This window comes from Streptomyces sp. NPDC014870 (genome assembly GCF_043081505.1).
In the GTDB taxonomy this organism is placed as follows: Bacteria; Actinomycetota; Actinomycetes; order Streptomycetales; family Streptomycetaceae; genus Streptomyces.
This window is the reverse complement of the sequence record NZ_JBIBWQ010000001.1, coordinates 209,441-232,296: the sequence shown is the minus strand read 5'-3', so window position 1 is coordinate 232,296 and position 22,856 is coordinate 209,441. Positions and strand designations below refer to the sequence as shown.

Annotated in this window: 23 protein-coding genes and 2 pseudogenes; 14 read left to right on the top strand and 11 right to left on the bottom strand. The window is 73.0% G+C overall.

Translation table 11 applies throughout. From position 1 onward, the window contains the following. The first annotated feature begins 22 nt into the window (after positions 1 to 22). From ACF09C_RS00995 to ACF09C_RS00980, 4 genes are all read left to right on the top strand, one after another. Positions 23 to 589, top strand: a complete 567-nt coding sequence (locus tag ACF09C_RS00995; RefSeq protein WP_392087190.1) for a dihydrofolate reductase family protein — start codon at positions 23 to 25, stop codon at positions 587 to 589. Between the two features lie 172 nt (positions 590 to 761). Next, positions 762 to 908 carry a hypothetical protein gene (locus ACF09C_RS00990; protein ID WP_392087188.1) on the top strand — a complete coding sequence of 49 codons (147 nt, stop codon included), beginning with the start codon at positions 762 to 764 and terminating at the stop codon, positions 906 to 908. A 117-nt stretch (positions 909 to 1,025) separates the two neighbouring features. Further along, positions 1,026 to 1,847: a hypothetical protein gene (locus tag ACF09C_RS00985; RefSeq protein ID WP_392087187.1), complete on the top strand. Its 822-nt coding sequence runs from the start codon at positions 1,026 to 1,028 to the stop codon at positions 1,845 to 1,847. 115 nt (positions 1,848 to 1,962) lie between these two features. Continuing rightward, the gene (locus ACF09C_RS00980; RefSeq protein ID WP_392087185.1) at positions 1,963 to 3,252 is read left to right on the top strand and encodes a YncE family protein; all 1,290 of its coding nucleotides are present in this window, start codon (positions 1,963 to 1,965) and stop codon (positions 3,250 to 3,252) included. 20 nt (positions 3,253 to 3,272) lie between these two features. Here the strand turns inward: ACF09C_RS00980 and ACF09C_RS00975 are convergent, their stop codons facing one another. Continuing rightward, complete coding sequence (locus ACF09C_RS00975; RefSeq protein WP_392087184.1) at positions 3,273 to 3,659, bottom strand: MerR family transcriptional regulator; 387 nt, start codon at positions 3,657 to 3,659, stop codon at positions 3,273 to 3,275. A 65-nt stretch (positions 3,660 to 3,724) separates the two neighbouring features. Here ACF09C_RS00975 and ACF09C_RS00970 point away from each other — a divergent pair, with 65 nt between their 5' ends. From ACF09C_RS00970 to ACF09C_RS00950, 5 genes are all read left to right on the top strand, one after another. Next, the gene (locus ACF09C_RS00970; protein ID WP_392087182.1) at positions 3,725 to 4,960 is read left to right on the top strand and encodes an MFS transporter; all 1,236 of its coding nucleotides are present in this window, start codon (positions 3,725 to 3,727) and stop codon (positions 4,958 to 4,960) included. 200 nt (positions 4,961 to 5,160) lie between these two features. Then, a complete protein-coding gene (locus ACF09C_RS00965; RefSeq protein ID WP_392087180.1) occupies positions 5,161 to 6,114 on the top strand; it encodes an alpha/beta hydrolase in 954 nt (317 codons plus the stop codon). Then, positions 6,107 to 7,285, top strand: a complete 1,179-nt coding sequence (locus ACF09C_RS00960; protein WP_392087179.1) for an acyltransferase — start codon at positions 6,107 to 6,109, stop codon at positions 7,283 to 7,285. Before ACF09C_RS00965 ends, ACF09C_RS00960 begins: the two co-directional genes overlap by 8 nt. Next, positions 7,278 to 8,654: a sensor histidine kinase gene (locus tag ACF09C_RS00955; RefSeq protein ID WP_392087177.1), complete on the top strand. Its 1,377-nt coding sequence runs from the start codon at positions 7,278 to 7,280 to the stop codon at positions 8,652 to 8,654. Before ACF09C_RS00960 ends, ACF09C_RS00955 begins: the two co-directional genes overlap by 8 nt. Beyond that, complete coding sequence (locus ACF09C_RS00950; protein WP_362425363.1) at positions 8,651 to 9,328, top strand: response regulator transcription factor; 678 nt, start codon at positions 8,651 to 8,653, stop codon at positions 9,326 to 9,328. Before ACF09C_RS00955 ends, ACF09C_RS00950 begins: the two co-directional genes overlap by 4 nt. A gap of 31 nt (positions 9,329 to 9,359) precedes the next feature. On the opposite strand, the gene ACF09C_RS00945 is transcribed toward ACF09C_RS00950, so the two are convergent. The 5 genes and pseudogenes from ACF09C_RS00945 to ACF09C_RS00925 all read right to left on the bottom strand — a co-directional run. Further along, the gene (locus ACF09C_RS00945) at positions 9,360 to 10,460 is read right to left on the bottom strand and encodes a DUF6183 family protein (RefSeq protein WP_392087175.1); all 1,101 of its coding nucleotides are present in this window, start codon (positions 10,458 to 10,460) and stop codon (positions 9,360 to 9,362) included. A gap of 89 nt (positions 10,461 to 10,549) precedes the next feature. Beyond that, a complete protein-coding gene (locus ACF09C_RS00940) occupies positions 10,550 to 11,371 on the bottom strand; it encodes a hypothetical protein (protein ID WP_392087171.1) in 822 nt (273 codons plus the stop codon). Then, entirely contained in the window at positions 11,371 to 12,648 is a 1,278-nt protein-coding gene (locus ACF09C_RS00935; protein WP_392087169.1) for a VWA domain-containing protein, read from the bottom strand. Before ACF09C_RS00935 ends, ACF09C_RS00940 begins: the two co-directional genes overlap by 1 nt. Positions 12,649 to 12,711: 63 nt before the next feature. After that, positions 12,712 to 13,044, bottom strand: a pseudogene (locus ACF09C_RS00930) (hypothetical protein); the annotation flags it as partial. Beyond that, a pseudogene (locus ACF09C_RS00925) lies at positions 13,029 to 13,151 on the bottom strand (IS701 family transposase); the annotation flags it as partial. The pseudogenes ACF09C_RS00930 and ACF09C_RS00925, both read right to left, overlap by 16 nt. A gap of 164 nt (positions 13,152 to 13,315) precedes the next feature. Here ACF09C_RS00925 and ACF09C_RS00920 point away from each other — a divergent pair. Further along, a complete protein-coding gene (locus tag ACF09C_RS00920) occupies positions 13,316 to 13,720 on the top strand; it encodes a type II toxin-antitoxin system PemK/MazF family toxin (protein ID WP_392087167.1) in 405 nt (134 codons plus the stop codon). Positions 13,721 to 13,925: 205 nt separating this feature from the next. On the opposite strand, the gene ACF09C_RS00915 is transcribed toward ACF09C_RS00920, so the two are convergent. The 5 genes from ACF09C_RS00915 to ACF09C_RS00895 form a co-directional block, all read right to left on the bottom strand. Next, positions 13,926 to 14,642, bottom strand: coding sequence for a flavodoxin family protein (locus ACF09C_RS00915; protein ID WP_392087165.1), 717 nt, complete (start codon positions 14,640 to 14,642; stop codon positions 13,926 to 13,928). A 207-nt stretch (positions 14,643 to 14,849) separates the two neighbouring features. Then, a complete protein-coding gene (locus ACF09C_RS00910; RefSeq protein WP_392087163.1) occupies positions 14,850 to 15,788 on the bottom strand; it encodes an endonuclease/exonuclease/phosphatase family protein in 939 nt (312 codons plus the stop codon). 66 nt (positions 15,789 to 15,854) lie between these two features. Further along, positions 15,855 to 17,069, bottom strand: a complete 1,215-nt coding sequence (locus tag ACF09C_RS00905) for an amidohydrolase (protein WP_392087161.1) — start codon at positions 17,067 to 17,069, stop codon at positions 15,855 to 15,857. An 89-nt stretch (positions 17,070 to 17,158) separates the two neighbouring features. Continuing rightward, on the bottom strand, positions 17,159 to 18,325 hold the full coding sequence (locus ACF09C_RS00900) for a hypothetical protein (RefSeq protein WP_392087159.1): 1,167 nt from the start codon (positions 18,323 to 18,325) through the stop codon (positions 17,159 to 17,161). Further along, positions 18,322 to 18,945, bottom strand: coding sequence for an ankyrin repeat domain-containing protein (locus tag ACF09C_RS00895; protein ID WP_392087157.1), 624 nt, complete (start codon positions 18,943 to 18,945; stop codon positions 18,322 to 18,324). The genes ACF09C_RS00900 and ACF09C_RS00895 overlap by 4 nt, the downstream gene beginning before the upstream one ends. 304 nt (positions 18,946 to 19,249) lie before the next feature. Here ACF09C_RS00895 and ACF09C_RS00890 point away from each other — a divergent pair, with 304 nt between their 5' ends. The 4 genes from ACF09C_RS00890 (at position 19,250) to ACF09C_RS00875 (ending at position 22,804) form a co-directional block, all read left to right on the top strand. After that, complete coding sequence (locus ACF09C_RS00890) at positions 19,250 to 19,972, top strand: RNA ligase (protein ID WP_392087155.1); 723 nt, start codon at positions 19,250 to 19,252, stop codon at positions 19,970 to 19,972. A gap of 9 nt (positions 19,973 to 19,981) precedes the next feature. Further along, a complete protein-coding gene (locus tag ACF09C_RS00885; RefSeq protein WP_392087153.1) occupies positions 19,982 to 20,470 on the top strand; it encodes a hypothetical protein in 489 nt (162 codons plus the stop codon). Positions 20,471 to 20,473: 3 nt separating this feature from the next. Then, complete coding sequence (locus ACF09C_RS00880; RefSeq protein WP_392087152.1) at positions 20,474 to 21,391, top strand: AAA family ATPase; 918 nt, start codon at positions 20,474 to 20,476, stop codon at positions 21,389 to 21,391. A gap of 234 nt (positions 21,392 to 21,625) precedes the next feature. Beyond that, positions 21,626 to 22,804 (top strand): serine hydrolase domain-containing protein, encoded by a 1,179-nt coding sequence (locus ACF09C_RS00875; RefSeq protein ID WP_392088630.1) that lies wholly within the window; start codon positions 21,626 to 21,628, stop codon positions 22,802 to 22,804. Positions 22,805 to 22,856: the final 52 nt, after the last annotated feature.

The window sequence follows — 22,856 nt, the reverse complement described above, 5'->3', positions numbered from 1 at the left end:
CCCGGCACGAGGGAGAGCGGACATGGCACGGAAGATCGTCCTGTTTATGGGGGTCTCCCTCGACGGTTACATCGAGGGACCCGACCGGGACATCGGCTGGCACCGGGTCGACGAGGAGCTGCACCAGTACTTCAACGACGAGCTCGCCACGATGGGCGGCTTCCTCGGCGGCCGGGTCACCCACGAGCTGATGGCCGCCTACTGGCCCGACGCCGGCAAGAGCCCGGACAGCGCGCCGCAGGAGGTGGAGTTCGCCGCCCTCTGGCGCGACATGCCCAAGATCGTCTACTCCACCACGCTGGAGAGCGCGGACTGGAACACGACCATCGTCCGCCAGGTCGACCCCGACGAGGTCCGGGCCCTGAAGGAGCAGCCCGGCGGTGACCTGGCCCTCAGCGGCGCCGACCTGACGGCGGCGTTCCTCGAACACGACCTGGTCGACGCGTTCCACATCAGCGTCCACCCCGTGCTCATCGGTGAGGGCAAGCCGCTCTTCGGCCCCCGGCACTCCGAGATCCCGCTGACCCTCACCGCGACCCGCACCTTCGGAAACGGCGTGGTGATCCTGCGCTACGACCGGACCCGCTGAGGGGAGGGGCGGGCGGGCCCCTCGAGCCATCGCGGGCCCCTTACGGCACTGCGGGCCCCTTACGGCACCGCGGGGCTGCGGCATCGCGGGCGCCGTACTCGGCATGCGGGTCGCGCGGGGTTGAGTTGTGCTGGGCGGGAAGTCCCTCGGTCTTCCCGACACTCCCCGAAAGGTGATCCACCCGGACAACGAGCGCCGCATGGCGCGGTGCATGAACCCGCGCCGGATCGTCGAGCTGGACGCCGGGCACGCCTTGCTCGCCTCCCAGCCAGGCCCCGTGACCGACCTCATCGAGGAGGCCGCCGCGGCGGGCGGCTGAGCGCCGCCGGCCCAAGTTGTCACGAGAGCGGCGCCGTTCCTTCCGGTTGTGTTCGTCATGGCTTCCCCGGTCGTACCCAGGATCCTCCTGGGTACGACACAGAGAGAGGCCCCTCCCGTGCAACGACGTGAGTTCGCAGCAGCCGTCACCGCAGCCATCGCCGCCCCGGCCGTCCTCGCCGCGCCTCCGGCGCAGGCCGCCTCGGACCGTGCCGACGAACGCCGGGGGAGCGAGCACCGTACCGACGCGCGCCGGGGTGGCGAGGGGCTGCCGCACCACATGCTCGCGGTGCTCGCCGCCGAGCTCGACGACAAGGTCGCGGCCCGCGCCCTCGTCCCGCACCTGTACGACGTCGGCTTCGACTGGCGACCGGAGACGGCCGCGCTCGGCGAACTCGACTTCATCGTCGCGTACGGCTTCGGCAACCGGCCTCCGGCCGGCGGCGGCGACCCCGCCAAGGTGCGCTACGAGCCCGGCCCGGTCAACGAGGCGCTGGCCGACACCGTCGCCGCACTCCGCAGGCGCCGCGACGTGCCGGTCTACGCGCAGTGGGAGATCGCCCACTTCCTGGAGTCCAAGCACCAGATGACCGACGTGACCTCGATCGAGCCGGTCGTCGCCCCCGACGGGACGATCACCTACCTCTCCACCGACGGCGTCGCCGCACAGGTCGCCGAGGCCAGGAAGGCGCTTCCCGGCGGCATCGGCACGGCGGGTGTCATCGGCTTCCGCGACCATGTGAAGCGGTGTGTGCAGACCACCCGCGACCGGGGGATGCGGGCGTTCGCGCCGCGCGGGATCGAGCTGCCCGCGACATACGACGCCGAGTCCGGCCAGGCCTGGACGCGTCGCCGCGATCTCTACCTGGTGCACGACATGACGGCCCAGTGGACGGTGCTGCGGCAGAAGCTGATCGCGCGCGCCTACCCCAACGGCTGATCCGGGCCGACGCGTTCCGACCCCTTGTGGGCTGCGAGGCAACTCCTTACTGTCGGGTAAGTCGCCCTGGCGGACAGGGCAGTTGATGCCGCACGGTCTCCCGGAAGGAACATCGATGTCTGCTGTCCGGACGCGGGGCGCCCGACGCCTCCTGCTCGGTTCCCTCGCCGCCGCCCTCGCGCTCACCGTCGGAGGCGGCGGTGTCACCGTCGCCGCCCCGCAGGCCGCGTCCTCGGCGCCCACGGGTCACGCGGGACTGCGGCCGGTCATGTTCGTCGGGAACAACTGGGACGGCACCGCCGACGTCATCGAGGCCTCCGGCGACTTCTCCCGCATCGGCCGGATCAACGTCATCCCGGACCGCGAGCAGCGGATGTGGGAGATCGGGCTCAACCCCGTCAAGCTCGCCTTCTTCCTCGGCGTCCGGCTGGGTCCGGGCGAGGGGCACGACCAGTTCGTCGACGACATGTACGCCACGCCCGACGGATCGGCGATGGTGGTCTCCCGGCCGAGCTTCGCCGACGTCGTCTCGATCGACCTGCGGACCGGCGCGATCAACTGGCGCTTCCCCGTGTCCGGTTTCCGCTCCGACCACATGGCCGTGTCGCCCGACGGCACCCGCGTCGCCGTGTCGGCCTCCATGTCCAACCGGGTGCACGTCCTCGACATCACCACGGGCCGGGAGCTCGGCTCCTTCGCGACCGGGGACAAGCCCCACGAGAACGTCTTCACCGCCGACGGCCGGTACCTGTGGAACATGGCCATCGGCGAGGTGACCACCGCCCTCGACGGCCCCGGCTGGGACTGGACCAAGGGCGACCGCCGCATCACCGTGGTGGACGCCCGCACCTTCGAGCAGGTCAAGGTGATCGACATGCGCGCCCGGCTCGACGCCTTCGGCCGCAAGGACCTCTCCGACGCCGTCCGGCCCGTCGCCTTCACCCCGGACGAGTCCACGCTCTACTTCCAGGTCTCCTTCTTCAACGGCTTCCTGGAGTACGACGTCGCCACCGACCGCATCACCCGGCTCAAGACCCTCCCCGAGAACCCGGCGACCGACCCGGACCGGACCACCTGGGTCAACGACTCGCGCCACCACGGCATGTCCATGAGCCCCGACGGCTCCAAGCTCTGCGTCGCCGCCACCATGGACGACTACGCCACCGTCGTGGACCGTGCGAGCCTGAAGGAGGGCCCGCAGGTGCCGGCCGCCAAGCCGTACTGGGCCACCGTCAGCGGTGACGGCCGCTCCTGTGTCGTCTCGGAGAGCGGCGCGGACAAGGTGACGGCGATCGACTTCGCGACCGGGCGCCCTGTCGCCTCGGTCGCGGTCGGCGACCACCCGCAGCGGGTCCGCCTGGCGCACATCCCCGCCGACTGGACGGGCCCGTCGGCCGTGCGGTGAGCAACCGGAGCGCGGGGCGGTCAGAGGGGGGCGACGCGGCCCGTCGCCAACCTCTCCCGTACCGCGTCGAGATACTCGGCCACCGCGTCCCGGTTACGGGTCAGGAACCGGATGCGCTCCGTCATCCGGTCCCGCTCGCCCTCCAGCGTGGCGAGCATCTCCGGGGTGGCGTCGGGGAAATGGATGACACGGGGCTTGTCGAGGCAGGGCAGGATCTGCTTGATGATCCGCGTCGGCAGGCCCGCGTCCAGGAGACCGCGGATCTGCTGGACCCGGTCCACGTTCGACTCGTCGTAGACGCGGTAGCCGTTCGGCAGGCGATCGGCCACGATGAGACCCTGTTCCTCGTAGTAGCGCAGCATCCGGCGCGCGGTGCCGGTGCGGTCCGCGAGCTCTCCGATGCGCATGTGGTCCACCTCACAGCAGTTGGCTTTGACCTTCACATCAATGTGAGGGTTTGAGCATACGTGGCATGAGCAACCACACCGCACAGAAGGCCGGTTCGCCCGCACGCGAGAGCAGGCACGAGAGCGCCATCACCGCCCGGCTGCCCTGGCCCGCGCTCCTCGCCCTGGCCACGGCCGTCTTCGTCACCAGCCTCACCGAGACCCTGCCCGCCGGCGTCCTCCCCGCGATGAGCGCCGACCTCGGCGTCGGCGAACCCGCCATGGGCCAGTCGGTCACCGTCTACGCCGGCGGCACGGCCCTCACCGCCCTCCCGCTGACCGCCGCCACGGCCGGCTGGCGCCGCAAGCGGCTGCTGCTCACGGCGGTCGTCGGCTTCGCCGTCGCGAACACGGTCACCGCGCTCTCCACCCACTACCCGCTCACCATGGCCGCCCGATTCCTCGCGGGCGTCGCCGCCGGTCTCGCCTGGGCGCTCCTCGCGGGCTACGCGCGGCGCATGGTGGCCGCCCACCTCCAGGGCCGGGCGGTCGCCGTCGTCATGACCGGCGTCCCGGTCGCCCTCGCCCTGGGCGTCCCGGCCGGAACCTTCCTCGGCGCCGCGCTCGGCTGGCAGGTGACGTTCCTCCTCATGACCGCACTGGCCGCCGTCCTCACCAGCTGGATCGCGCTCACCGTCCCGGACTTCCCCGGGCAGCCCCGGGGCGGCCGGGCACCCATCCGGCGGACCCTGGCCGTACCGGGCGTCGCCCCGGTCCTCCTCGTCACCCTCGTGCTCGTCCTCGCCCACACGATCCTGTACACCTACGTCGCCGCCTTCCTCGACCACCTGGGCATGGGCGGCTCCACCGGCGCCGTCCTCCTCGTCTTCGGCGCGGCCTCGCTGCTGAGCATCTGGATCACCGGCCTCCGCATCGACCGGGGCGTCCGCGCCCTGACCCTCGCGGGCGCCGCCCTGTTCGCCGTCGCCGCGGGCGCGCTCGCCGTGGCGGCGGACAGCCCGGTCCTCGTCCTCACGGCCGCCGCGCTGTGGGGACTCGGCTGGGGAGGCGCGCCGACCCTGCTGCAGACGGCCGTCGGCGACGCCGGTGGCGAAGCCGCCGACACCGCGCAGACCATGCTCGTCAGCCTCTGGAACGCCGCCATGGCGGGCGGTGGCCTCGCGGGCGGCCTGCTGCTCGACCGCCTCGGCGCGGGATCCCTGCCCTGGAGCGTCCTGGCGCTCCTGCTCCTGGTCCTCGCCGTCGTCGGGGCCGCCCGCACCCACGGCTTCCCGGCCCGGCGAGGCCGCGCCGACGGGTGACGACAGGGGCCGTGACGGCGTGGTGCGCCCGGAGGGGGCCGCCCGGGGAGCCGCCCGGCGGGCTTCGAGAGGTCGTACCCCTACCCGTCATACTTCGGAGCCACCCGCCGACTGCCCCCTCCGGCGGGACGCCGACCACACGACGTGATCCCTACCTTCGGCACCGGAACGACCCACCACCCGGTACGGAAGGACACCCCATGGCGTCCCGCCCGCGCAGCCGCCGGCTGCGCCGCACGCTGCTCACCGCGCTCGTCATCGCCTCCGTGGCGGTGCCCACCGCGGGCGCCGCCCGCCCCGCCGCCGTCCCCGCGCCCCCGCCGCCCGCGCTCGGCCCCCTCGCCCCGCTCACGGCCGACGGCCTCGAACTCCGGTACGCCACCAACCGGGACGCCGTTCTCGCCGCCGCGCGGACCGCCGCCGACTACGGCGACCGGAAGCGGGCCGCCGTCCTGCGCGGCATGGCCGGCCGGGACCGGCGGCTCCTCTCCTTCGACGGCCGGGACGGCGGCCGCAGCGTCGAGGCCGTCGGCGACCTCGCCCGCGCCGAGCGCGTCGCCGTCCTCGTCCCCGGCTCCGACACCGCGCTCGGCAGCGAGCGGTTCCGGGCCGGAGCCGTCGCCCTCCAGCGGGAACTGGGGGAGCGGACCGCGGTCCTCGCCTGGCTCGGGTACAACACCCCCGCCACCGCGAGCGCCGCCGCCGTCACCCCGGGGCGCGCCGACGCGTCCGCGCCCGGACTGCGAGCCTTCGTCGAGGAGTTGCGGGCCGCAAAGCCCGCCGCCCGGATCACCCTCCTGTGCCACTCCTACGGCTCCGTCGTCTGCGCGAAGGCCGCCCACAAGCTCCCCGCCGACGCGCTCGTCCTCTACGGCAGTCCCGGCACCGGCGCCGACCGCGCCGCCGACCTGGGAACCGGGGCCACCGTCTGGGCGGGCCGGGGCACCGCCGACTGGATCGCCCACGTACCGCACCTGCGGATCGCGCTGCCCCTGGGCGAACTCGGCTTCGGCACCGACCCGCTCGACCCCGAGTTCGGCGCCCGCGTCGTCGACGCCGGGACCGGCGGACACAGCGACTACCTCCTGCCCGGCTCCGTACCGCTCACCAACTTCGCCCGGATCGTCGAGGGAAGGGAGCCCACCCGTGCGTGACCTCGTCCGGCGTGTCGAGTCCGCCACCCCACCGGGCCGGGACCGCGGTCTCGACGCGCTGCGCGCCCTGGCCATCCTCGGCGTCGTCCTCGGGCACTGGCTCGTCACCGCCCTGGTCGTCGACAGCGGCACGGTGCGCGGCGCGAGCCCCCTCACCCACCTGCCCGAATTCACCCCGGTCTCCTGGGTGTTCCAGACCCTGGCCGTCTTCTTCCTGGTCGGCGGAGCCGTCGCCGCGCGGGGCCACGCCGCCGCCCGCGCCCGCCACGAGAGCTACCGCTACCACCACTGGGTGGGAGCCCGCCTCGGCAGGCTCTTCCGGCCCGTCGCCGCCGTGCTCGCGGTGTGGACCGTGGTCGCCCTCGCGATGCTCGCCGAGGGAGTGCCCTGGCAGACCGTGCACACGCTCGGCAAGCTCGTGCTCTCCCCCCTCTGGTTCCTGCTCGTCTTCGCGGCCCTGACCGCCGCCACCCCGTTCCTCGCCCGCGTCCACCCGCTGTGGCCGCTCGTCGTCGTCCTCCACGTCGACCTGATCCGCTTCGGCCTCGACGGACCCGCGTGGCTCGGCTGGATCAACGTGGCCGCCGGCTGGCTCGTCCCGTACTGCCTCGGCGCCGCCTGGTCCCGGAACGGGCCGAAGGACCGCCGCACCGGCTGGGTCCTGCTCCTCGGCGGGGCCGCCGCCACCGCACTCCTCGTCCTCCTCGCCGGCTACCCCGCCGCCATGGTCGGCGTGCCCGGCGCCCCGCTCTCCAACCTCAACCCGCCCACCCTCGCAGCCGTCACCTTCGGCCTCGCCCAGTGCGGCGGCGCCCTGCTGCTGCTCGGACCGCTGCGCCGGGCCCTGCGCCGGCCCGCCGCCTGGGCGGCCGTGGCCCTGCTCAACCTCAGCGCCATGACCGTCTTCCTCTGGCACCAGACCGCGATGATCGCCGTCACCGCCACCGGACTGCCGGCGCGCGAACTCCTCGGCCACGGAGCGCTCCTGGGCCTGCACTCCGTCCCCGACGGCTACGGATGGGTGCTCGCCCGCGTCGCCTGGCTCCCGCTCTTCGCCGCCGCGCTGCTCACCTGCTGCGCCGCGTTCCACACGTACGAACAGGGCGGCCGGCGCACACGGGCAGGCCGCCCCGAGCGCCCCGCCGAGACGAAGGAGGCACGACGTGCCTAGGGTTGAGTCGCGCAGACGAGAACAGGTGGGGGAGCGCATGGGGGACGGCTACGGGGTGCGGACGTGGTACGCGCTGCGGGAGACACCGCGCACGGTCCACGGTGAACTGGGGAGCTGGGCCCGCGACCCACTGCCCCGCCACACCTGGCTGGGCTGGCTGCCGCACGCCCATGTCGTGCTGTTCGCGGTGCTCGTGGGCATCGGCGACATCAACGTGTACGCCCGGCTGGAGGGAGCCGGCTCGGGCCAGGCCCGCGCCCTTGTTCTCGTCCAGGTGCTCGCGGTCGTCCTCGCGCTGTCCCGGCCCGTCGGGGCCTGGTGGATCTCCACCACCGTGCTCTTCCTGATCGGGCTGAGCACCCAGCACGTCGCCGGTGCGGCGGGGCTCTGGCCCTGGAGCGGTTTCGGGATCGCCCTGCACACCCTGCTCCTGTTGCTCCTCGCCCTGCGCGTCTCCGCGCCGGCCGCCGGCGCCGCCCTGACCCTCACCGTCCTGTCCGGGGCGCTGAACCTCGTCGTCGCGTCGAGCGGGGGCTCCCTGACCGGCGGGACCATCGCCTTCACGATCGCCGTGGTCGTCGGTGTCGCGCTGCGCAGCAGCCGCGTCGCCAGGACCCGGCTGAGCGCCCAGCAGGTCCTCACCGCCGAGGAGCGCTCCCGGCGCACGCTCCTGGAGGAGCGCGGACGGATCGCCCGCGAACTGCACGACGTCGTCGCCCACCACATGTCCGTCATCTCCATCCAGGCGCAGGTCGCCCCCCACCTCGTCGAGAACCCCTCCGAGGAGCTGCGCGAGCACCTCGCCGGCATCCGCCAGAACGCGGTCGAGGCGCTCACCGAACTCCGACGCGTCCTCGGCGTCCTGCGCGCCGAGGACCCCGCCGCCGAACGCGGGGCGGACACACCCCAGCCGACCCTGGACCGTCTCGGCGAACTCCTCGACAACGTGCGCGCCGCCGGGGTCGCCGTCGAGGCCACGACCCTCGGCGAGCGGCGACCCCTGGCGCCGGGCATCGAACTCTCCGCGTACCGCATCGTCCAGGAGGCGCTCAGCAACGCGATGCGGCACGCCCCCGGCGCCGGCGTCCAGGTGGAGATCCGCCACCTGCCCGGCGGGCTCACCCTCCGGGTGGCGAACACCCCGCCGACCCGCCCCGTCGACCGGGCCGCCGTACCGCTCTCCCCGGGGCCCGGCCACGGCCTGCTCGGCATGCGCGAACGCACCACCATGCTCGGCGGCGACCTCGCCACCGGCCCCACCCCCGACGGCGGCTACGAGGTGACCGCCACCCTCCCCGTCCCGGTCCCGACCGCCCCTCTTCGCGCTTCCTCTCCCGCCCGCGACACCCCACAGAAGGACGGCACATGACGAGCGGCACCATCCGGGTTCTCATCGCCGACGACCAGATGATGGTCCGTCAGGGCTTCACCGTGCTGCTGAACGCCGAACCGGACATCGAGGTCGTCGGCCAGGCCGTCGACGGCGCCGACGCGGTCGCCCAGGCCGCCCGGCTCGACCCCGACGTCGTCCTGATGGACATCCGCATGCCCGGCACCAGCGGCATCGAGGCCACCCGGCTCCTCGCCGAAGCCGCCGACTCCACCGCCAAGGTGCTCGTCCTGACCACCTTCGACCTCGACGAGTACGTCTACGACGCACTGCGCGCCGGAGCCTCCGGATTTCTCCTGAAGGACGCGTCGGCGGAGGAACTGGCCCACGCGGTACGGGTGGTGGCGAGCGGCGACGCCCTCCTCGCCCCGCACATCACCAAGCGCCTGATCGCCGAGTTCTCCCGGGTCACCGCCGCGCCCCGGGTCCCCCGGAAGGACCGGGTCGGCGATCTGACCGAGCGCGAGACCGAGGTGCTCGCCCTGATCGCGAACGGACTGTCCAACGCCGAGATCGCTGCCCGGCTCGTCGTGGCCGAACAGACGGTCAAGACCCACGTGGGCCGCATCCTGGTCAAGCTCGGTCTGCGCGACCGCACCCAGGCCGCCGTCTACGCCTACGACACCGGACTGGTGCGCCCGGCCGGACACTGAACCACCGCCACCACGGGCGGTCCGGTGGGCGTCAGTCGGTGTCGGTGGCGGCGATGAGCGCGACCCGGGTGCGCGTCGGGTCGAGGACGGCGAAGGCGAGGTCCGACAGGTCGCCGAAGAAGAAGTCGCCGCGCCCCGGCGCGAGACGCAGCCACCGGTGCTCGGCGCAGGCGCGGACGGCATCGCCCAGTTCCACCGAAAGGTCGAGGTCCATCAGGGCGTACATCGCGCGCCAGGTCAGCAGTCTGGCGTACGCCCTCGGCCTGCCGTCGCCCCACATGCCGCCGTCGAAGGCCGCGACCATCAGGTCGCCGGCCACGTCGTCCGCCGTGGTGTGGGCCGCGGCCGGGCCGTCCGGCCCGTACCCGGCCAGGCAGGTCGAGCCGAGGGAGGCCAGTAGCCCGGAGTTGAAGTCGGCGGGATCGACAGGACGCGGCAGCGTGAAGAACTCCACCGAGTGGCGGCCGAGTTCGGCGAGGGGAGCGCGGGCCGTCCCGATGCGCCGCTCGTCCGGGACCCGGCGGGCCGCCCGCCCCGCCTCGCCCCCCGCGGCCGTCGGGGGTATCGCCGGATAGGCGGCGTACAGCTCCTCGGGACGCAGCGAGCTGAGCAGGACGCCGCGCGTCCACGTCCGCTGCCGCATGGCGTTCTCGAACTGGAACGAGGCGAGCGGCAGCCAGGAGAGCGGATGACCGAGGGCCCGCAGCCCCTCCTGGAACGCCAGATACGGCTCGTCGCGCAGGCCCCAGCGCAGCGCCATCTCATGGATCAGGACGGCGCGGAACTCGGTGCCGGGATCGTCGGCCGCCGGCGGCCGCTCGAAGTGCGGGCGGAGCGCCGCCGAACTCGGCCGCCGCACCAGCTCCTGCGCCAGATGGGCCATGAGCGTGGCGGCCCCGGTCGCCCTGCCGAGCCGGGCCGCGTGCTCCCCGAGCCGTACCGCCTGGTCCGTGGCGGCCCGGGAGTGGTGCTCGGTCAGGAACTCGACGGCCTTCAGAACACCCGGGCCGTACCAGTCGCGTGCGCCGAGTCCTTGCTCGACAGCGAGGTCGTGGAGCCGCTCGGGGTCGGTGGCGGCGTAGACCCTCAGCGAGGCGTCGTTGGGCAGGGCGGGGGGTCGGGACTCCGGCATGGAGCCCAGGCTACGTGTGCCGAACGGGGCGAGCGGTCACGGGTCCCGGCCGGGACCCATGACCGCTCGGCGCTGTCCGACGGGGCGGGTCAGACCGCGGGCGGCACCCGGGAGGGCCGTCCGGAGCCCTTGGTCAGGGAGTACCCCGCGACGCCGGCCAGCGCGGCGAGCACACCGCCGACCGCCGTCCAGATCCAGCGGTCCGACCACCAGCCGGAGGACCAACCGTCCTCGGGCGCCCGGGCCTCGACCGCCGACGGCGCGCCGGCCACGGCCGCGTCCTCGGTCGTGGCCCCCGGGACCAGCGGCGCGGCGAGCGAGCCACCGCCCGCGTACGCCCCGCCTTGCTCGACCGACACGGCGCCCACCTTGGCCGTGAACGACTGCCCGAGGTCGTCCTCGGGCAGCCCCGTCACGGTGAGGCGGACGTAGTAGCTGCCGGGCAGCGGGTCCTCGTCCCAGGTGTCGGCCCACGGGCGGACCGGGCGCAGGGTGCAGGACAGCTCCACGGACGGAGCCTCCTTCGCCGCCACGCGGGACTGCATCCCGTACATGCACGGCTGGCGGCGCCGCAGTCCGTCGTAGACGTCGATCCGCCAGGTGGAGGCGCCGTGCCGGGCGGTGGTCTCGGGCAGCGTGACCGAGGCCGTCACCGTCGGCCGCTGCCCGGTGTCGGCGGGGAACACCCAGTAGAGGTAGTCACCCGTGGAAGCCTGGGCGGTGGCCTGCTGGCCCTGCCGGAAGAAGGCGGCGGTACGGAACGTGGTGCCGGCCTCGGTCGGACCGGCCTGCGCCTCGGCGCTCGCGCTGCCGCTGGGGGTCGGGGTGTCCGCGAGGACGGGTGCGGCCGCCGGCCCGAACAGGGCGGCGCCCGCGAGCAGGACGGTGGTCAGCGCGCGTACGGTACGCATCAGTTGGTCCTCCAGACGGCGATGCGCCAGCGGGACACCCAGCCCCACAGCAGACCACCCACGAAACCGGCCAGGACGAGCGCGCCGAGCAGCCACCAGCCCCGGCCGAGGCCGAACGCGGCCACGTCGGAGGCCTCGTCGGGCGCGTCGACGATGTCGAGGGCCAGCTCGACCGGCATGCCGGGGGTCGTCTTCACGGACGGCGGCGCGGAGAAGGAGTTGCTGAGCTGGAGGCAGACGGTCTCCGCCGCGGGCTTCGTGTCCGCGTCGACACCGTCCACCGGCTGCTTGGGATAGCGCAGCCCGGTCGAGATGACGTCCGTCCGTCCGTCACCCGCCTCGGATCCGCGGACGATCTCCCGGCCGCGCACGGTCACCGCCCGCAGCAGCACGCCGTAGTCGTCGTTCACGGCGCGGTCGGCGGACACGCTGACCGAGGCACGCAGTTCCTGACCGGGCAGGACGTCCACCCGGTACCAGCGGTGCTGGCCGAAGGTCTCGCGGTCGGTGTACACACCGGGCTTGAGCACCGGGGCGTCCGCGCAGCGCTCGGCACCCTGGGTGGCCACGGGGGTGACGACCGGGTCGGCCGCCCGGTCGACCAACTGCCGGACCCGCTTGGAAAGTTCCTCGGTGTGCCGGATCGAGGTGTACGTGCCGCCGGTCGCCTCCGCGATGCAAGTGAGCTGCTGACGGATCTTGGCGTTCGGCACGAGGCCCAGGGTGTCGATGGTGAGGTGGATGCCCCGGGCGGCGATGTCACGCGCCACCTCGCACGGGTCGAGCGGTGCGCAGGTGTCCTCGCCGTCCGTGATGAGCACGATCCGGCGGGTGGCGTTGCCCTCGCCCTTCAGGTCCTCGGCCGCGCCGAGCAGGGCGGGCCCGATCGGCGTCCAGCCGGTGGGGGCGAGGGTGGCGACGGCGGTCTTGGCCTCGGTGCGGTCGAGCGGGCCGACCGGGTAGAGCTGCCGGGTGTCCTTGCAGCCCGTCTTGCGGTCGTTGCCCGGGTAGTCGGCGCCGAGGGTGCGTATGCCGAGCTCCACCTCCTCGGGCACGGCGTCCAGCACCTCGTTGAAGGCCTGCTTGGCGGCGGCCATCCGGGACTTGCCGTCGATGTCGGTCGCCCGCATCGAACCGCTGACGTCGAGCACCAGCTCGACCTTGGGGGATTCCTTCGCCGCCGGTTCATCGGCGACGGCGCCGCTCGGGAACAGCCCGACGGCCAGGACGGCAAGCAGCGCGCAGGCCCCGGTCGACAGCCGTTTTCTCGTGATCATGGGCGGGATCGTAGGGATGATCGTACGACAATCCAAAACGGCCCTCCCCGCAGGGGGACCGGGCTACGCCATGACCTCGCGGGCGGCGTCGAGAAACACCAGTCGGTTGTCCTCCAGGTAGTCCCGCACGCTCTCGTCGGCGGGCAGGCCCTCCCACACCGTCCGGTTGAGGTCGAGGAAGTAGGCCCGGGCCGCGTCATGCACGGGGAGCGGAAACTGGATGCGGATGAGCCGTTCCGCGACCCAGAGCCGGTTCATCACGCCCTGGGTCGTGAGGTACCAGTCGTGGGTGTCGTCCCACTCGGAAGGGCGGGTGAACGCCGAGCGTTCGGCCTCGGCCGCCACCTCGATGAACCGCTCCAGCAGCGCCAGCCGCTCCGCCCGACGACTCTCCGCATCGTCCAGCAGTTCCTGCGCGGCAGGTCCGACAGCAGGCCGAGAACCAACTTCCCTGCCCGGCGGCGGGATTCGACGCGCGTGAACCGTCCCGCCATCCGGCCCATCAGGGACTCGAACGCCTCCTGCCGGCGGCAGGTTTACGCTGTGACCTGAGGCCATCGCATGATCTTCAGTCCTCATACGCCGATGATCAACGGTGGCCGCACTCATCTCCATAGCGCGTCAGGGTCGCGCAGCGTCTGCCTGCCGTCCTATGTCTGGAGGACTTGTGCAACGTGGCGAAGTCTGGTGGGTCCAGTTCGACGAGCGGAGGTTGGTCGTACTGCTGTCGGGAGACGACCCGTCCGGGATCCGGGTGATCCAGGTCGTCGCTCCGGCGGGCGTCGACATCAGCGGTCTGGGCATCGAAGTGACGGTTGGCGCCGGTGAAGGACTGCCGTTCGAAGGCGTGCTACGGCTCGCGTTCCCGCGTTCAGGCTTCACCCCGTGCACGTGGCTGACCACGGTGTCACGGGACGACCTTGTAGAGCGGGCGGCCGTCCTGTCCTCCGCGAAGCTCAGCGAGATCGACGGTGCCCTCCGACTCGCCGAACAAGCGCAGGAGCAGACCCCGGCGACGACCGCGAAGCTCAGCGAGATAGGGGACACCCTCCGTCTCGGCGAACTCGGGTAGAGAAGGAGCCGACGTCCGCGACCACTCTGCTTCGTGCCCACCAAGGTGGGCCGCCACCGCGACCTCATCCGATGCCCTGGGGCCACGACACCGTCAGATCAGTTGACCGCGTGGACCTGCCCGGTGAAGGTGCGCAAGGCCGCGCGACGGACCTGGTCGATCCGAAGGCGACCACCACCGGGCCTCCGACCGCTCCGGCCCGCACTCAGCGGTGTTCGGGGTTCTCGAAGTCGAAGCGGCAGCCGGCGTCCCACTCGGAGCGCTGGTTTCCGTGGGCGGGGATGCCACCGCCGTCCTTGAGCATCCTCGCCAGGTGGAGCTGGTTCCAGGTCATGAAGGTCGTGTTGCGGTTCGTGAAGTCGTTGTCCGGCCCGCCGGAGCCGGGGTCGAGGTACGACGGGCCCGGGCCCGCCTCACCGACCCAGCCCGCGTCCGCCTGTGGTGGAAGGACGTATCCGAGGTGCTGGAGACTGTAGAGGACGTTCATCGCACAGTGCTTGGCGCCGTCCTCGTTGCCGGTGATCAGGCAGCCGCCCACGCGACCGTAGTAGGCGTACTGGCCGCGCTCGTTGAGGATCGACGAGCAGGCGTACAGCCGCTCGATCACCTTCTTCATGACCGAGGAGTTGTCGCCCAGCCAGACAGGGCCCGCCAGGGTCAGGATGTCGGCGGCCATCACCTGCGAGTAGATCACCGGCCACTCGTCCGTCTCCCACCCGTGCTCCGTCATGTCCGGCCAGACACCGGTCGCGATGTCGATGTCCACCGCCCTGAGCACCTCGACCTGCACGCCCTGGCGCTCCATGATCCCGGTGCTGATGTCGATCAGCCCCTGTGTATGGCTGCGCTCCGGGGAACGTTTCAGGGTGCAGTTGATCACCAGGGCGCGCAGATCGGCGTACGACGTCGTTGAGTCCGGCACGGAATCCTCCTCCAAACGCTCGGGGAGTCCGGATGGGAAGGCACCGGAGATCTCCCAGTACAGCCCACCAGGCCTTCGCCCCGGGCGCTCGCGGAGCTGGGCCGGTCGCCTGACGCTCCGCCCTCCGAGCCGCCGGCCAGGGCGGAGCGCTTGAGCGGCGGCCATCTCCTTGCCGGGCGGTCAGGCGCAGCGGCAGGGCCAGGACTCTCAGCGCCGGACGCGAGCCGCCACCGGGAGGTGGTCGCTGCCCGTGGCGGGCAGCGTCCATGTCGGGCCGACCTCGGCGGTCCCGCGCGCCAGGACGTGGTCGATCCGGGCGAGAGGCAGGGCCGCGGGCCAGGAGAAGGCGAACGCGTCGCGGTTCCCGCTCACCTCGGACAGCACGGGTGCGAGGCCCCGGTCATCGACGGTGCCGTTGAGGTCGCCGAGGACCAGCACGGCGGAGGAGCGGTCGGCCGCGAGGGCCCGGCCGAGCCGCGCCGCGCTCTCGTCGCGCCACGCTGTCGCGTACCCCTGACTCGCCCGCAGCCGGACCGACGGCAGATGCGCCACATAGGTCGTGACGTCCCCGTGCGGGGAGCGGACGACGGCCCGCAGTCCACGGTCCCAGCCGGGCCCCACGCCCGCCGGTTTGAGATCCACGCGCGCGATGCCCGTCAGTGGATGCTTCGACCACAGCCCGACCGTGCCCACGGTGGCCCGGTAGGGGTGCGTGGGGTCCAGGACGAGTCGGTACGCGGGCAGGCTCTCCTCCGTCAGCTCCTGCAGCGCGATGATGTCGGGGTCGGGACCGAGGAGGATCCGGCCGACCCGGGACGGGCTCGTGTTCTCGTCGCTCACGTTGTGCTGGACGACCGTCAGGTCGTACGCCCCGCCGCTCTCGTCACTCCCCAGCGGCTCCCGGAACACCCCCACCCAGGCGACACCGACGAGCAGGCAGACGAGGGCCGCGAGGAGCGAGCGGCGCACGGCGGCGACGATCAGCCCGATGGGCACGGCGAGACCGAGCCACGGCAGGAACGTTTCGACCAGGCTCATCGGGTTGCCCGGCAGCCCGGGCAGCCAGGGATGGGCGAGTAGCAACCCGCCGGCGACCGCGACGACGACCGCCGTCAGCAGTCCGCGCCTTCTCCGTGTCTCCTCCACCGGACCCCCCTTCGGGGGAAGGGACGTCCTCGTGTGTGATCCAGTTCCCGGCCCGACGGACCCGCCTCAGACCGGGGCGCCGTCCCTCGCCACCACCCGGCCCGCCCTGACCACCAGCGCGCGGCGCGGCTGATCGACCACGACCTGGGGCACGCACTCGCCCTCCACCAGCATGAAGTCGGCGGGGGAGCCGGGCCGGAGGTCGGTCCGCTCCAGGCCCATCAGCTCCGCGCCGCCGTCCGAGGCCAGCCGGAAGCAGTCCTCCAGCTCCTCGTCGAGCCGGGCGTCCAGCGCCCAGCCCGCCAGCCAGGCCCGGTGCAGCATGTCCGCGTTGCCGAACGGGCTCCAGCTGTCCCGTACACCGTCCGAACCCAGGCCCACCCGGACCCCGCGCTCGACGAGGCGGCGGAAGGGGAGCACGGTGTCGGCCGACAGGGCGACCGTGGTCAGCGACACCCCGGCCGCGGCCAGCACGTCACCGATCTCGTCCAGCGCGCCGCCCGACAGGGCCGCCACCGCGAACGCGTGCCCCACATTGACCTTGCCCGCGAGACCCAGCGCCTTGGTACGGGCCGCGATGTCGCGCAGTGGCGCGAGGCCCTGCTCGCCGCGGTCGTGGAGGTGGATGTCGAGCCCCAGGCCGTGCCGTTCCGCGATGCCGAAGACCGTGTCCAGCTGGCCGCCGTCGCGCCCCGCGCCCTCCAGATCGAAGCCCGCCGGGTCGATACCGCCGATGTGCGAGACGAGCCCGCCGGCCGCCGCCGCCTCCAACAACTCCGCCACGCCCGGGGTGCGCCCCACGCCGTGCTGCGGGAAGGCCACCAGTTCGACGTCCACGACACCGCGCAGCCGCTCCCGCGCGGCGGCGACGCCCTCGACGCCTTCAAGCCCGTAGGCGGGGGCCACGTCGACATGGGCGCGCGTCGCCCGGGTGCCCTGGGCCGCCGCGTGCGCGAGCAGCCGGAACGCCCGCTCCGCGAGCGGGGTGCGCTGGGCGCGGTACAGCTCCACGTCCGCCTCGACGTACGCGGCGATCCCGCGCGCCGGCCGGCGGCTGTGCCAGGGCTCGCCCCACGTCGTCTTGTCGGGGTGCAGGTGTGCGTCCACCAGGGTGGGCAGCGCGAGCATGCCGCCCCCGTCGACGACATCGGCCACCGCGTCAGCGGGGATCGAGCCCTCCGCGACCAGCACCCCGTCCACCGCGACGAGGTCGGTCGGCGGACCGCCCCAGGGGCGGACGTCACGGAAGACGGTGGTGACGGATGCAGAGGGTCGGACCACGGGATCTCCTCGTCGCGGAAAGGGTCGGTGCGATCTGATCTACCACAGGCCCGCCGCGGTCGGCGGGCGGCGCCGGTGCTCGTCCCGCGCTACAGGACCACGATGCCCAGCGGACGTTGACCCGCCGGGAGGCGCCTGGTCTCACCGCTCGGCAGGTCGACCACCGTGATGCCGTCCCAGAAGCCGTCGCGGGTGAAGCCGCCGGTGACGTACGCGGTACGGCCGTCCTCGGAGACGGCGACGTCCTCGTGCGGACCGTCCAGCGGGTGGATCCGCTCGCTGCCGTCGGGCGCCCGGACCGTGAGCGACGGGCCCTCGTCCCCGGCCGGGTCGATCGGTCCCGTGCCGACGACGAACAGGGTGCCGTCGGGCGTGATCGCGGCCCCGTGCTGATGGGTGTCGGCGGTCATCGGCTCGATCTCCGAACGACCCGTCCTCGGATCGACGACCACGAGCCGCTCGCCCTCGAAGGGGAGCAACAGGCGGCCGTCCGAGGGCCGTACCACGGAGTAGTGCGGCTTGAGCCAGGATCCCAGCCCGCCCTCCGTGCCGTACGGGGCGACCTCGATACGACGCGGGGCGAGGGTGTCCGCGCGGACGACGGTCACGTCGAAGGAGTCGTGGTCCGTCGCGTACACCTCGGAACCGTCCCGCGCCACGTCGACGTCGAACGGCCGCCGTCCGACCGGCACGCTCGCCGTGACCTCACGGCTCGCCGTGTCGATCACCTCCAGGGCTCCGTGCCCGCCCGGCACATTGACCCCCACGTACACCCGGCGTCCGTCGGGGGAGAGCGCGATCCCCATCCCGCCGCCCCGGTACTCGCCGGTCCCGACGGGACCGCTGTCCGTCGCGTACGGGACGAGGGCGAGCCGCGTGCGGGTCCGGGTGTCGACCACCGCGACGCCCTCGGCGGTCGCCACCCAGGCGCGCCCGTCCGCGCCGACGGCCAGGCCGTACGGTGCCGTGCCCACCTCGACGGACGCGATCGCTCCGCGTCGCGGGTCCACGAAGGTGACGGTGTCGGAGCCGAAGTCGGCGACGAGGAGCGTCCCGTCCGGCGTCGGCGTCGGGGCAGTGTCCACGGCGGGGGCGGAAGGCACGGCCGAGGACGAGGTCGGGGCCGAACCGGCGGGCGTCGTACCGCCGTCCGCGTCCGCCGCGCACCCGACGAGGACTACCCCCAGCGCGGCCACCGACACGAGGAGCCGCCCGTGTGCCCGGGCCCGCGCGGTCGTGCGCGGTGCGCGCCTCATTGGGCGGCCTTCCGTCCGGTGCGGGCCGTCGCGGCGGCGAGGAGCCCCGCGATCCCGGCGAAGCCGCGCCGTCGCGCGTGCTCCAGCGGGCCGGTCCCGTCGTGGTCCGCGAGCAGCGGGTCCGCCCCAGCGGTGATCAGCAGCTCCACCACCTCCTCGTGCGCCAGGCCGCCGTCGCCGAGGATCACCGCCTCCAACAGGGCGGTCCAGCCGAGCCGGTTGACGTGGTCGACGTCGACGTCGGTCTCCCGCAGCACGGCCCGTACGTACGCCACATGGCCGCGCTCGGCCGCCGGGATCAGCGAGGTCCCGCCGAAGCGGTTCGTCAGCGTCAGGTCGGGACCCGCGGCGAGCAGCACCCGCATCATCGGCACGCTGCCGGTCACCCCGGTGACCAGCCACGGCGTGTCCGCCCGGCTGTCCCGGGCGTCCGGGTCCGCGCCCGCCGCGACGAGGACCGCCGCGGCCTCCACCCGGTCCGCCCGCGCGGCAAGCAGCAGCGGCGTGCGCAGCTCGGCGTCCCGGCAGTCGACGTGCGCGCCCGCGTCAAGGGCCGCCCGGACGCCCGCGGTGTCGCCCCGGTCGGCGGCGGCGAGCAGCAGCCGGTCGTTCGCATCCATGGCGGTTCTCCTTCTGGCGACGGTCAGCGGCACGGACCTCGTCCCTTCACGGTCAGCGGCACGGACGTCGTCCCTTCGAGCCGGGCGGCGGAGGCAGTCGGTCCGCCCTCCCCACCATCCTGAGGCGGCCCGCCCTCGCTCCCGGTCGGCTCTGTGGATCCGCGTGCGGCGCCGACCGGTGGACGGCGGGGTCAGCCGATCGGTTGACCCCGCGACCGACCCGACCGTCGCCTGCCGCCGGAAAAGAACTGTCGGTTCGCGGACCGCGCAGGTCACAATGAGTCACCACTGACCAGGAGGAATGATGAGCCAGGCACACCTGACTCTCCAGGAGCTGCTGCCCGCGCAGGAGCTGGCCGCCGCCATCGACGCGGGGCACGTCACCCGCAAGGCACACCCCGAACTGCCGCTGTCCATCTACACGTACACGCGGTCGTGCCAGTACGAGCGGATCTGGAACCAGGTGACCACGCGCTGCCGTGGGCTCGTCGCCGACGACGCGACGGGGGAGATCGTCGCGCTGCCGCTGCCGAAGTTCTTCAACATCGGTGAGCACGAGGCAGGTCAGCCCTACGCGCCGGCGCTCCCCGACGAGCCGTTCGAGGTGTACGACAAGGTCGACGGCAGCCTCGCGGTGATCTTCCACTACGCGGGCCGCTGGCAGGTCGCCTCCAAGGGCTCCTTCATCAGCGCGCAGGCGACCTGGGCGCAGCGCCGGCTGGACGGCCGGGACACCGGGGCGCTGACGCCCGGCGTCACCTACCTCGCCGAGATCCTCTACCCGCAGAATCGTATCGTCGTCGACTACGGCGACCGCCGTGACCTCGTCCTGCTCGCCGCCTTCGGGCCGGACGGCACCGAGGTCCCGCTCGCCGAGGCCGCCGCCGACTGGGCGGAGATCGGCTCCGTCGTACGGACCTGGCCCGCCATGCCGCTCGACGAACTGCTCGCCCTCACCGAGTCGAACACCCTGCCCGGCGGCCACCCGGCCACCGGCACGGACGCCGAGGGCTTCGTGCTGCGCTAAGCCTCCGGGGTGCGCGCCAAGGCCAAGCTGAGCGAGTACGTCCGCCTGCACAAGGTGCTCACCGGGGTCACCGAGCGGGACATCTGGCGCAGCCACGGCATCCAGCGCTTCGCCGGCACCGCCGTGAAGCGGCTCGCGCAGGGCCTCGGTCTCTCGGTCGCCGAACTCGGGGGCGTCACCTCCGCCGGCGGCCGGCCACTGGACGCCCTCCTGGAGCAGGTGCCCGACGAGTTCGACGCCTGGGTGCGCGGAGTCGTCGCCCGCCTGGAGGACGAGGCGGCGGCGCGGGAGCGCGCCCTCGACGAGGCCTACAAGTGCGTCGCCCCCCTCGCCGACGACCGGGGCGCCTTCGCCCGGGCCGTCAAGACCCTGCCGGTCGACCCGCAGGTACGGTCGGCGCTGTTCCTGCGCCTCGACGGACGGCCGACCGACCTGTACGTCTGGCGGTCCATCAGGCCCGAGGCGGCCGACCCGTACACCACCGACCCGGAGAACTGAACCGTGCCCGAAGTACACGTCATGACAGGGCTCCCCGCCTCGGGGAAGACCACGGCCGCCCGACGGCTGCAGGCCGAGTCCGAGGGCCGGATGCGCCGCGTCAACCTGGACGACCTGCGCACCATGCTGGACGTCCCCGCCCCCGAGCGCGGCCGTTCGCACGCGCACGAGCGGACCGTCCTCGACATCCAGGACGCGGCCGTCCGCTCCGCCGTCGAGGGCGGATTCGACGTCGTCGTCGACAACACCCACCTCACCCCGCACATCCCCAAGCGGCTGAAGGCGGCCGTCGTCGGCCTCGACGCCCGCTTCGTGGTGCACGACTTCACCGACGTCCCGGTCGAGGAGTGCGTACGGCGCGACGCCGCGCGCGAGCGTTCGGTCGGCGAGGAGATCATCCGGATCCTCGCCGACAAGCACGCCAAGGCGGTGCGCGGCGGCTGGCGGCTGACCGCCGAGTGGCTGGACGCCCGCCCCGCCGCCGCGCCGTACGTCGCCGATCCCGCGCTCCCCTCGGCGGTCCTCTGCGACATCGACGGCACGCTCGCCCTGCGCGGCGACCGGGGCCCGTACGACTTCTCGCGCTGCGACCTCGACCTGCTGAACGTCTCCGTGGCACGCGCGCTGCGCGCCTTCCGCAGCGCCGACGACGACACGATCGTGCTGCTGTCCGGGCGCAGCGAGGACCACCGCGCGCTCACCGAGGCCTGGCTGGCCCGCCACGAAGTGCCGTACGACGAGCTGTGGATGCGGGCGTCGGACGACGGCCGGAGCGACGACATCGTCAAGGCCGAGCTGTTCGACGCGCACATCCGGCACCGCTACGCGGTCCGGGTCTCGCTGGACGACCGCGACCGGGTCGTCGCCCTCTGGCGCCACATGGGCCTGCCGACCTGGCAGGTCAACTACGGCAACTTCTGAGCCGTGGCGGGCGCTCCGCACGGCGGCCCGCGGACGCGCGAGGCGGCCGCACGGCGGGTCGTTCGGCTCGCCGTGCACGGCCTGTCGCTCCGGCCTAGCCTGAGGGAGGGGGTTCGTCCTCGTCCGGCAGGAGGCCTGCCCGTGAGGTTCTCGCAACAGCGCTCGCCCCACTCACCGCGCTTGCCGTCCAAGGCGAGGTGGCGCCGGGTCTGTGTGGTGCTGACCGCGACCGGCATGCTGGCCGTCCCCGTCTCGGCGGGCGCGGCCTTCTCCGTGGAAGCCCCCGTGGCGCCCGCACACAGCGCCGCCGTTCTCGCCCCGGCCGCCACGAACGGCGACTTCGCCGAGCTCACCCCGGAGGTCGCGGACCGTCTGGACACGGCGATCCAGCAGGTCATGAGCGAGGCCGGCGTGCCCGGGGTGATGGTCTCGCTCTCCGCCCCCGGCAAGGGCAGCTACGTCCGGTCCTTCGGCGTCGCCGACAAGGACACCGGGGCGCCCATGAACCCGGACCTCTACATGAGGGTCGGCAGCGTCACCAAGACGTTCACCGTGACCGCCCTGCTCGAACTGGTCGACCAGGGCCGCGTCGGCCTGGACGACACCATCGACCGGTACGTCAACGGCGTCCCCAACGGCGACGAGATCACGCTCCGTCAACTCGCGGGGATGCGCAGCGGACTGTTCAACTACTCGGCGGACGACGACTTCTTCAAGGCGCTCACGTCCGACCCGGAACGGCCCTTCACCCCGCAGCAGTTGCTCGACTACTCCTTCAAGCACCCGGTGAACTTCCAGCCAGGGGCGGAGTTCGAGTACTGCAACACCAATCTGATCCTGCTCGGTCTCGTGGTGGAGAAGGAGGGCGGACTTCCGCTGGACCGGTACATCCAGCGGAACGTCGTCGAACCGGCCGGACTGCGGCACACGGTCTTCCCGATCGGCACCGAGTTTCCTCGCCCGCACGCCCACGGCTACACCAACCAGACGGCGTCCGGGAAGGTCGAGGACTCCACCGACTGGAACCCCTCCTGGGGCTGGGCGGCGGGCGCCATGATCTCGCAGCTCGCGGACCTGCACACCTGGGCGCGGATCCTCGCCACCGGAACGCTCCTCACCCCCGAGACCCAGGCACAACGGCTCCAGACCCGGCCGACCGGCATCCCGGGGGCCGGGTACGGCCTCGGCATCTTCGACGTCCGGGGCTGGATCGGCCACAACGGCTCGCTGCCCGGCTACGAGTCGCTCGTGGTGTACCTGCCCGAGGCCCGGGCCACCATGATCGTCATGCTCAACACGGACATCCTGCACAACGGGGTGGAGCCCAGCACGCTCTTCGGGCAGGCGATCACCGAGATCGTGAGCCCCGGCCATGTCTACAACCTCCCCGTGACCCCGAGCCCCAAGACATGAGCCGCTCGGCCCGCCCCGGCAGCTCAGGCCCGCCGGGCGCGCCGCGTCTACC

Excerpts from the sequence above, each read along its gene's own strand:
- ACF09C_RS00995 (WP_392087190.1), top strand. The coding sequence starts at position 23 with ATGGCACGGAAGATCGTCCTGTTTATGGGGGTCTCCCTCGACGGTTAC.
- ACF09C_RS00980 (WP_392087185.1), top strand. The coding sequence starts at position 1,963 with ATGTCTGCTGTCCGGACGCGGGGCGCCCGACGCCTCCTGCTCGGTTCC.
- ACF09C_RS00975 (WP_392087184.1), bottom strand. The coding sequence starts at position 3,659 with ATGCGCATCGGAGAGCTCGCGGACCGCACCGGCACCGCGCGCCGGATG.
- ACF09C_RS00970 (WP_392087182.1), top strand. The coding sequence starts at position 3,725 with ATGAGCAACCACACCGCACAGAAGGCCGGTTCGCCCGCACGCGAGAGC.
- ACF09C_RS00965 (WP_392087180.1), top strand. The coding sequence starts at position 5,161 with ATGGCGTCCCGCCCGCGCAGCCGCCGGCTGCGCCGCACGCTGCTCACC.
- ACF09C_RS00950 (WP_362425363.1), top strand. The coding sequence starts at position 8,651 with ATGACGAGCGGCACCATCCGGGTTCTCATCGCCGACGACCAGATGATG.
- ACF09C_RS00945 (WP_392087175.1), bottom strand. The coding sequence starts at position 10,460 with ATGCCGGAGTCCCGACCCCCCGCCCTGCCCAACGACGCCTCGCTGAGG.
- ACF09C_RS00940 (WP_392087171.1), bottom strand. The coding sequence starts at position 11,371 with ATGCGTACCGTACGCGCGCTGACCACCGTCCTGCTCGCGGGCGCCGCC.
- ACF09C_RS00935 (WP_392087169.1), bottom strand. The coding sequence starts at position 12,648 with ATGATCACGAGAAAACGGCTGTCGACCGGGGCCTGCGCGCTGCTTGCC.
- ACF09C_RS00900 (WP_392087159.1), bottom strand. The coding sequence starts at position 18,325 with ATGAGGCGCGCACCGCGCACGACCGCGCGGGCCCGGGCACACGGGCGG.
- ACF09C_RS00895 (WP_392087157.1), bottom strand. The coding sequence starts at position 18,945 with ATGGATGCGAACGACCGGCTGCTGCTCGCCGCCGCCGACCGGGGCGAC.
- ACF09C_RS00890 (WP_392087155.1), top strand. The coding sequence starts at position 19,250 with ATGAGCCAGGCACACCTGACTCTCCAGGAGCTGCTGCCCGCGCAGGAG.
- ACF09C_RS00875 (WP_392088630.1), top strand. The coding sequence starts at position 21,626 with ATGCTGGCCGTCCCCGTCTCGGCGGGCGCGGCCTTCTCCGTGGAAGCC.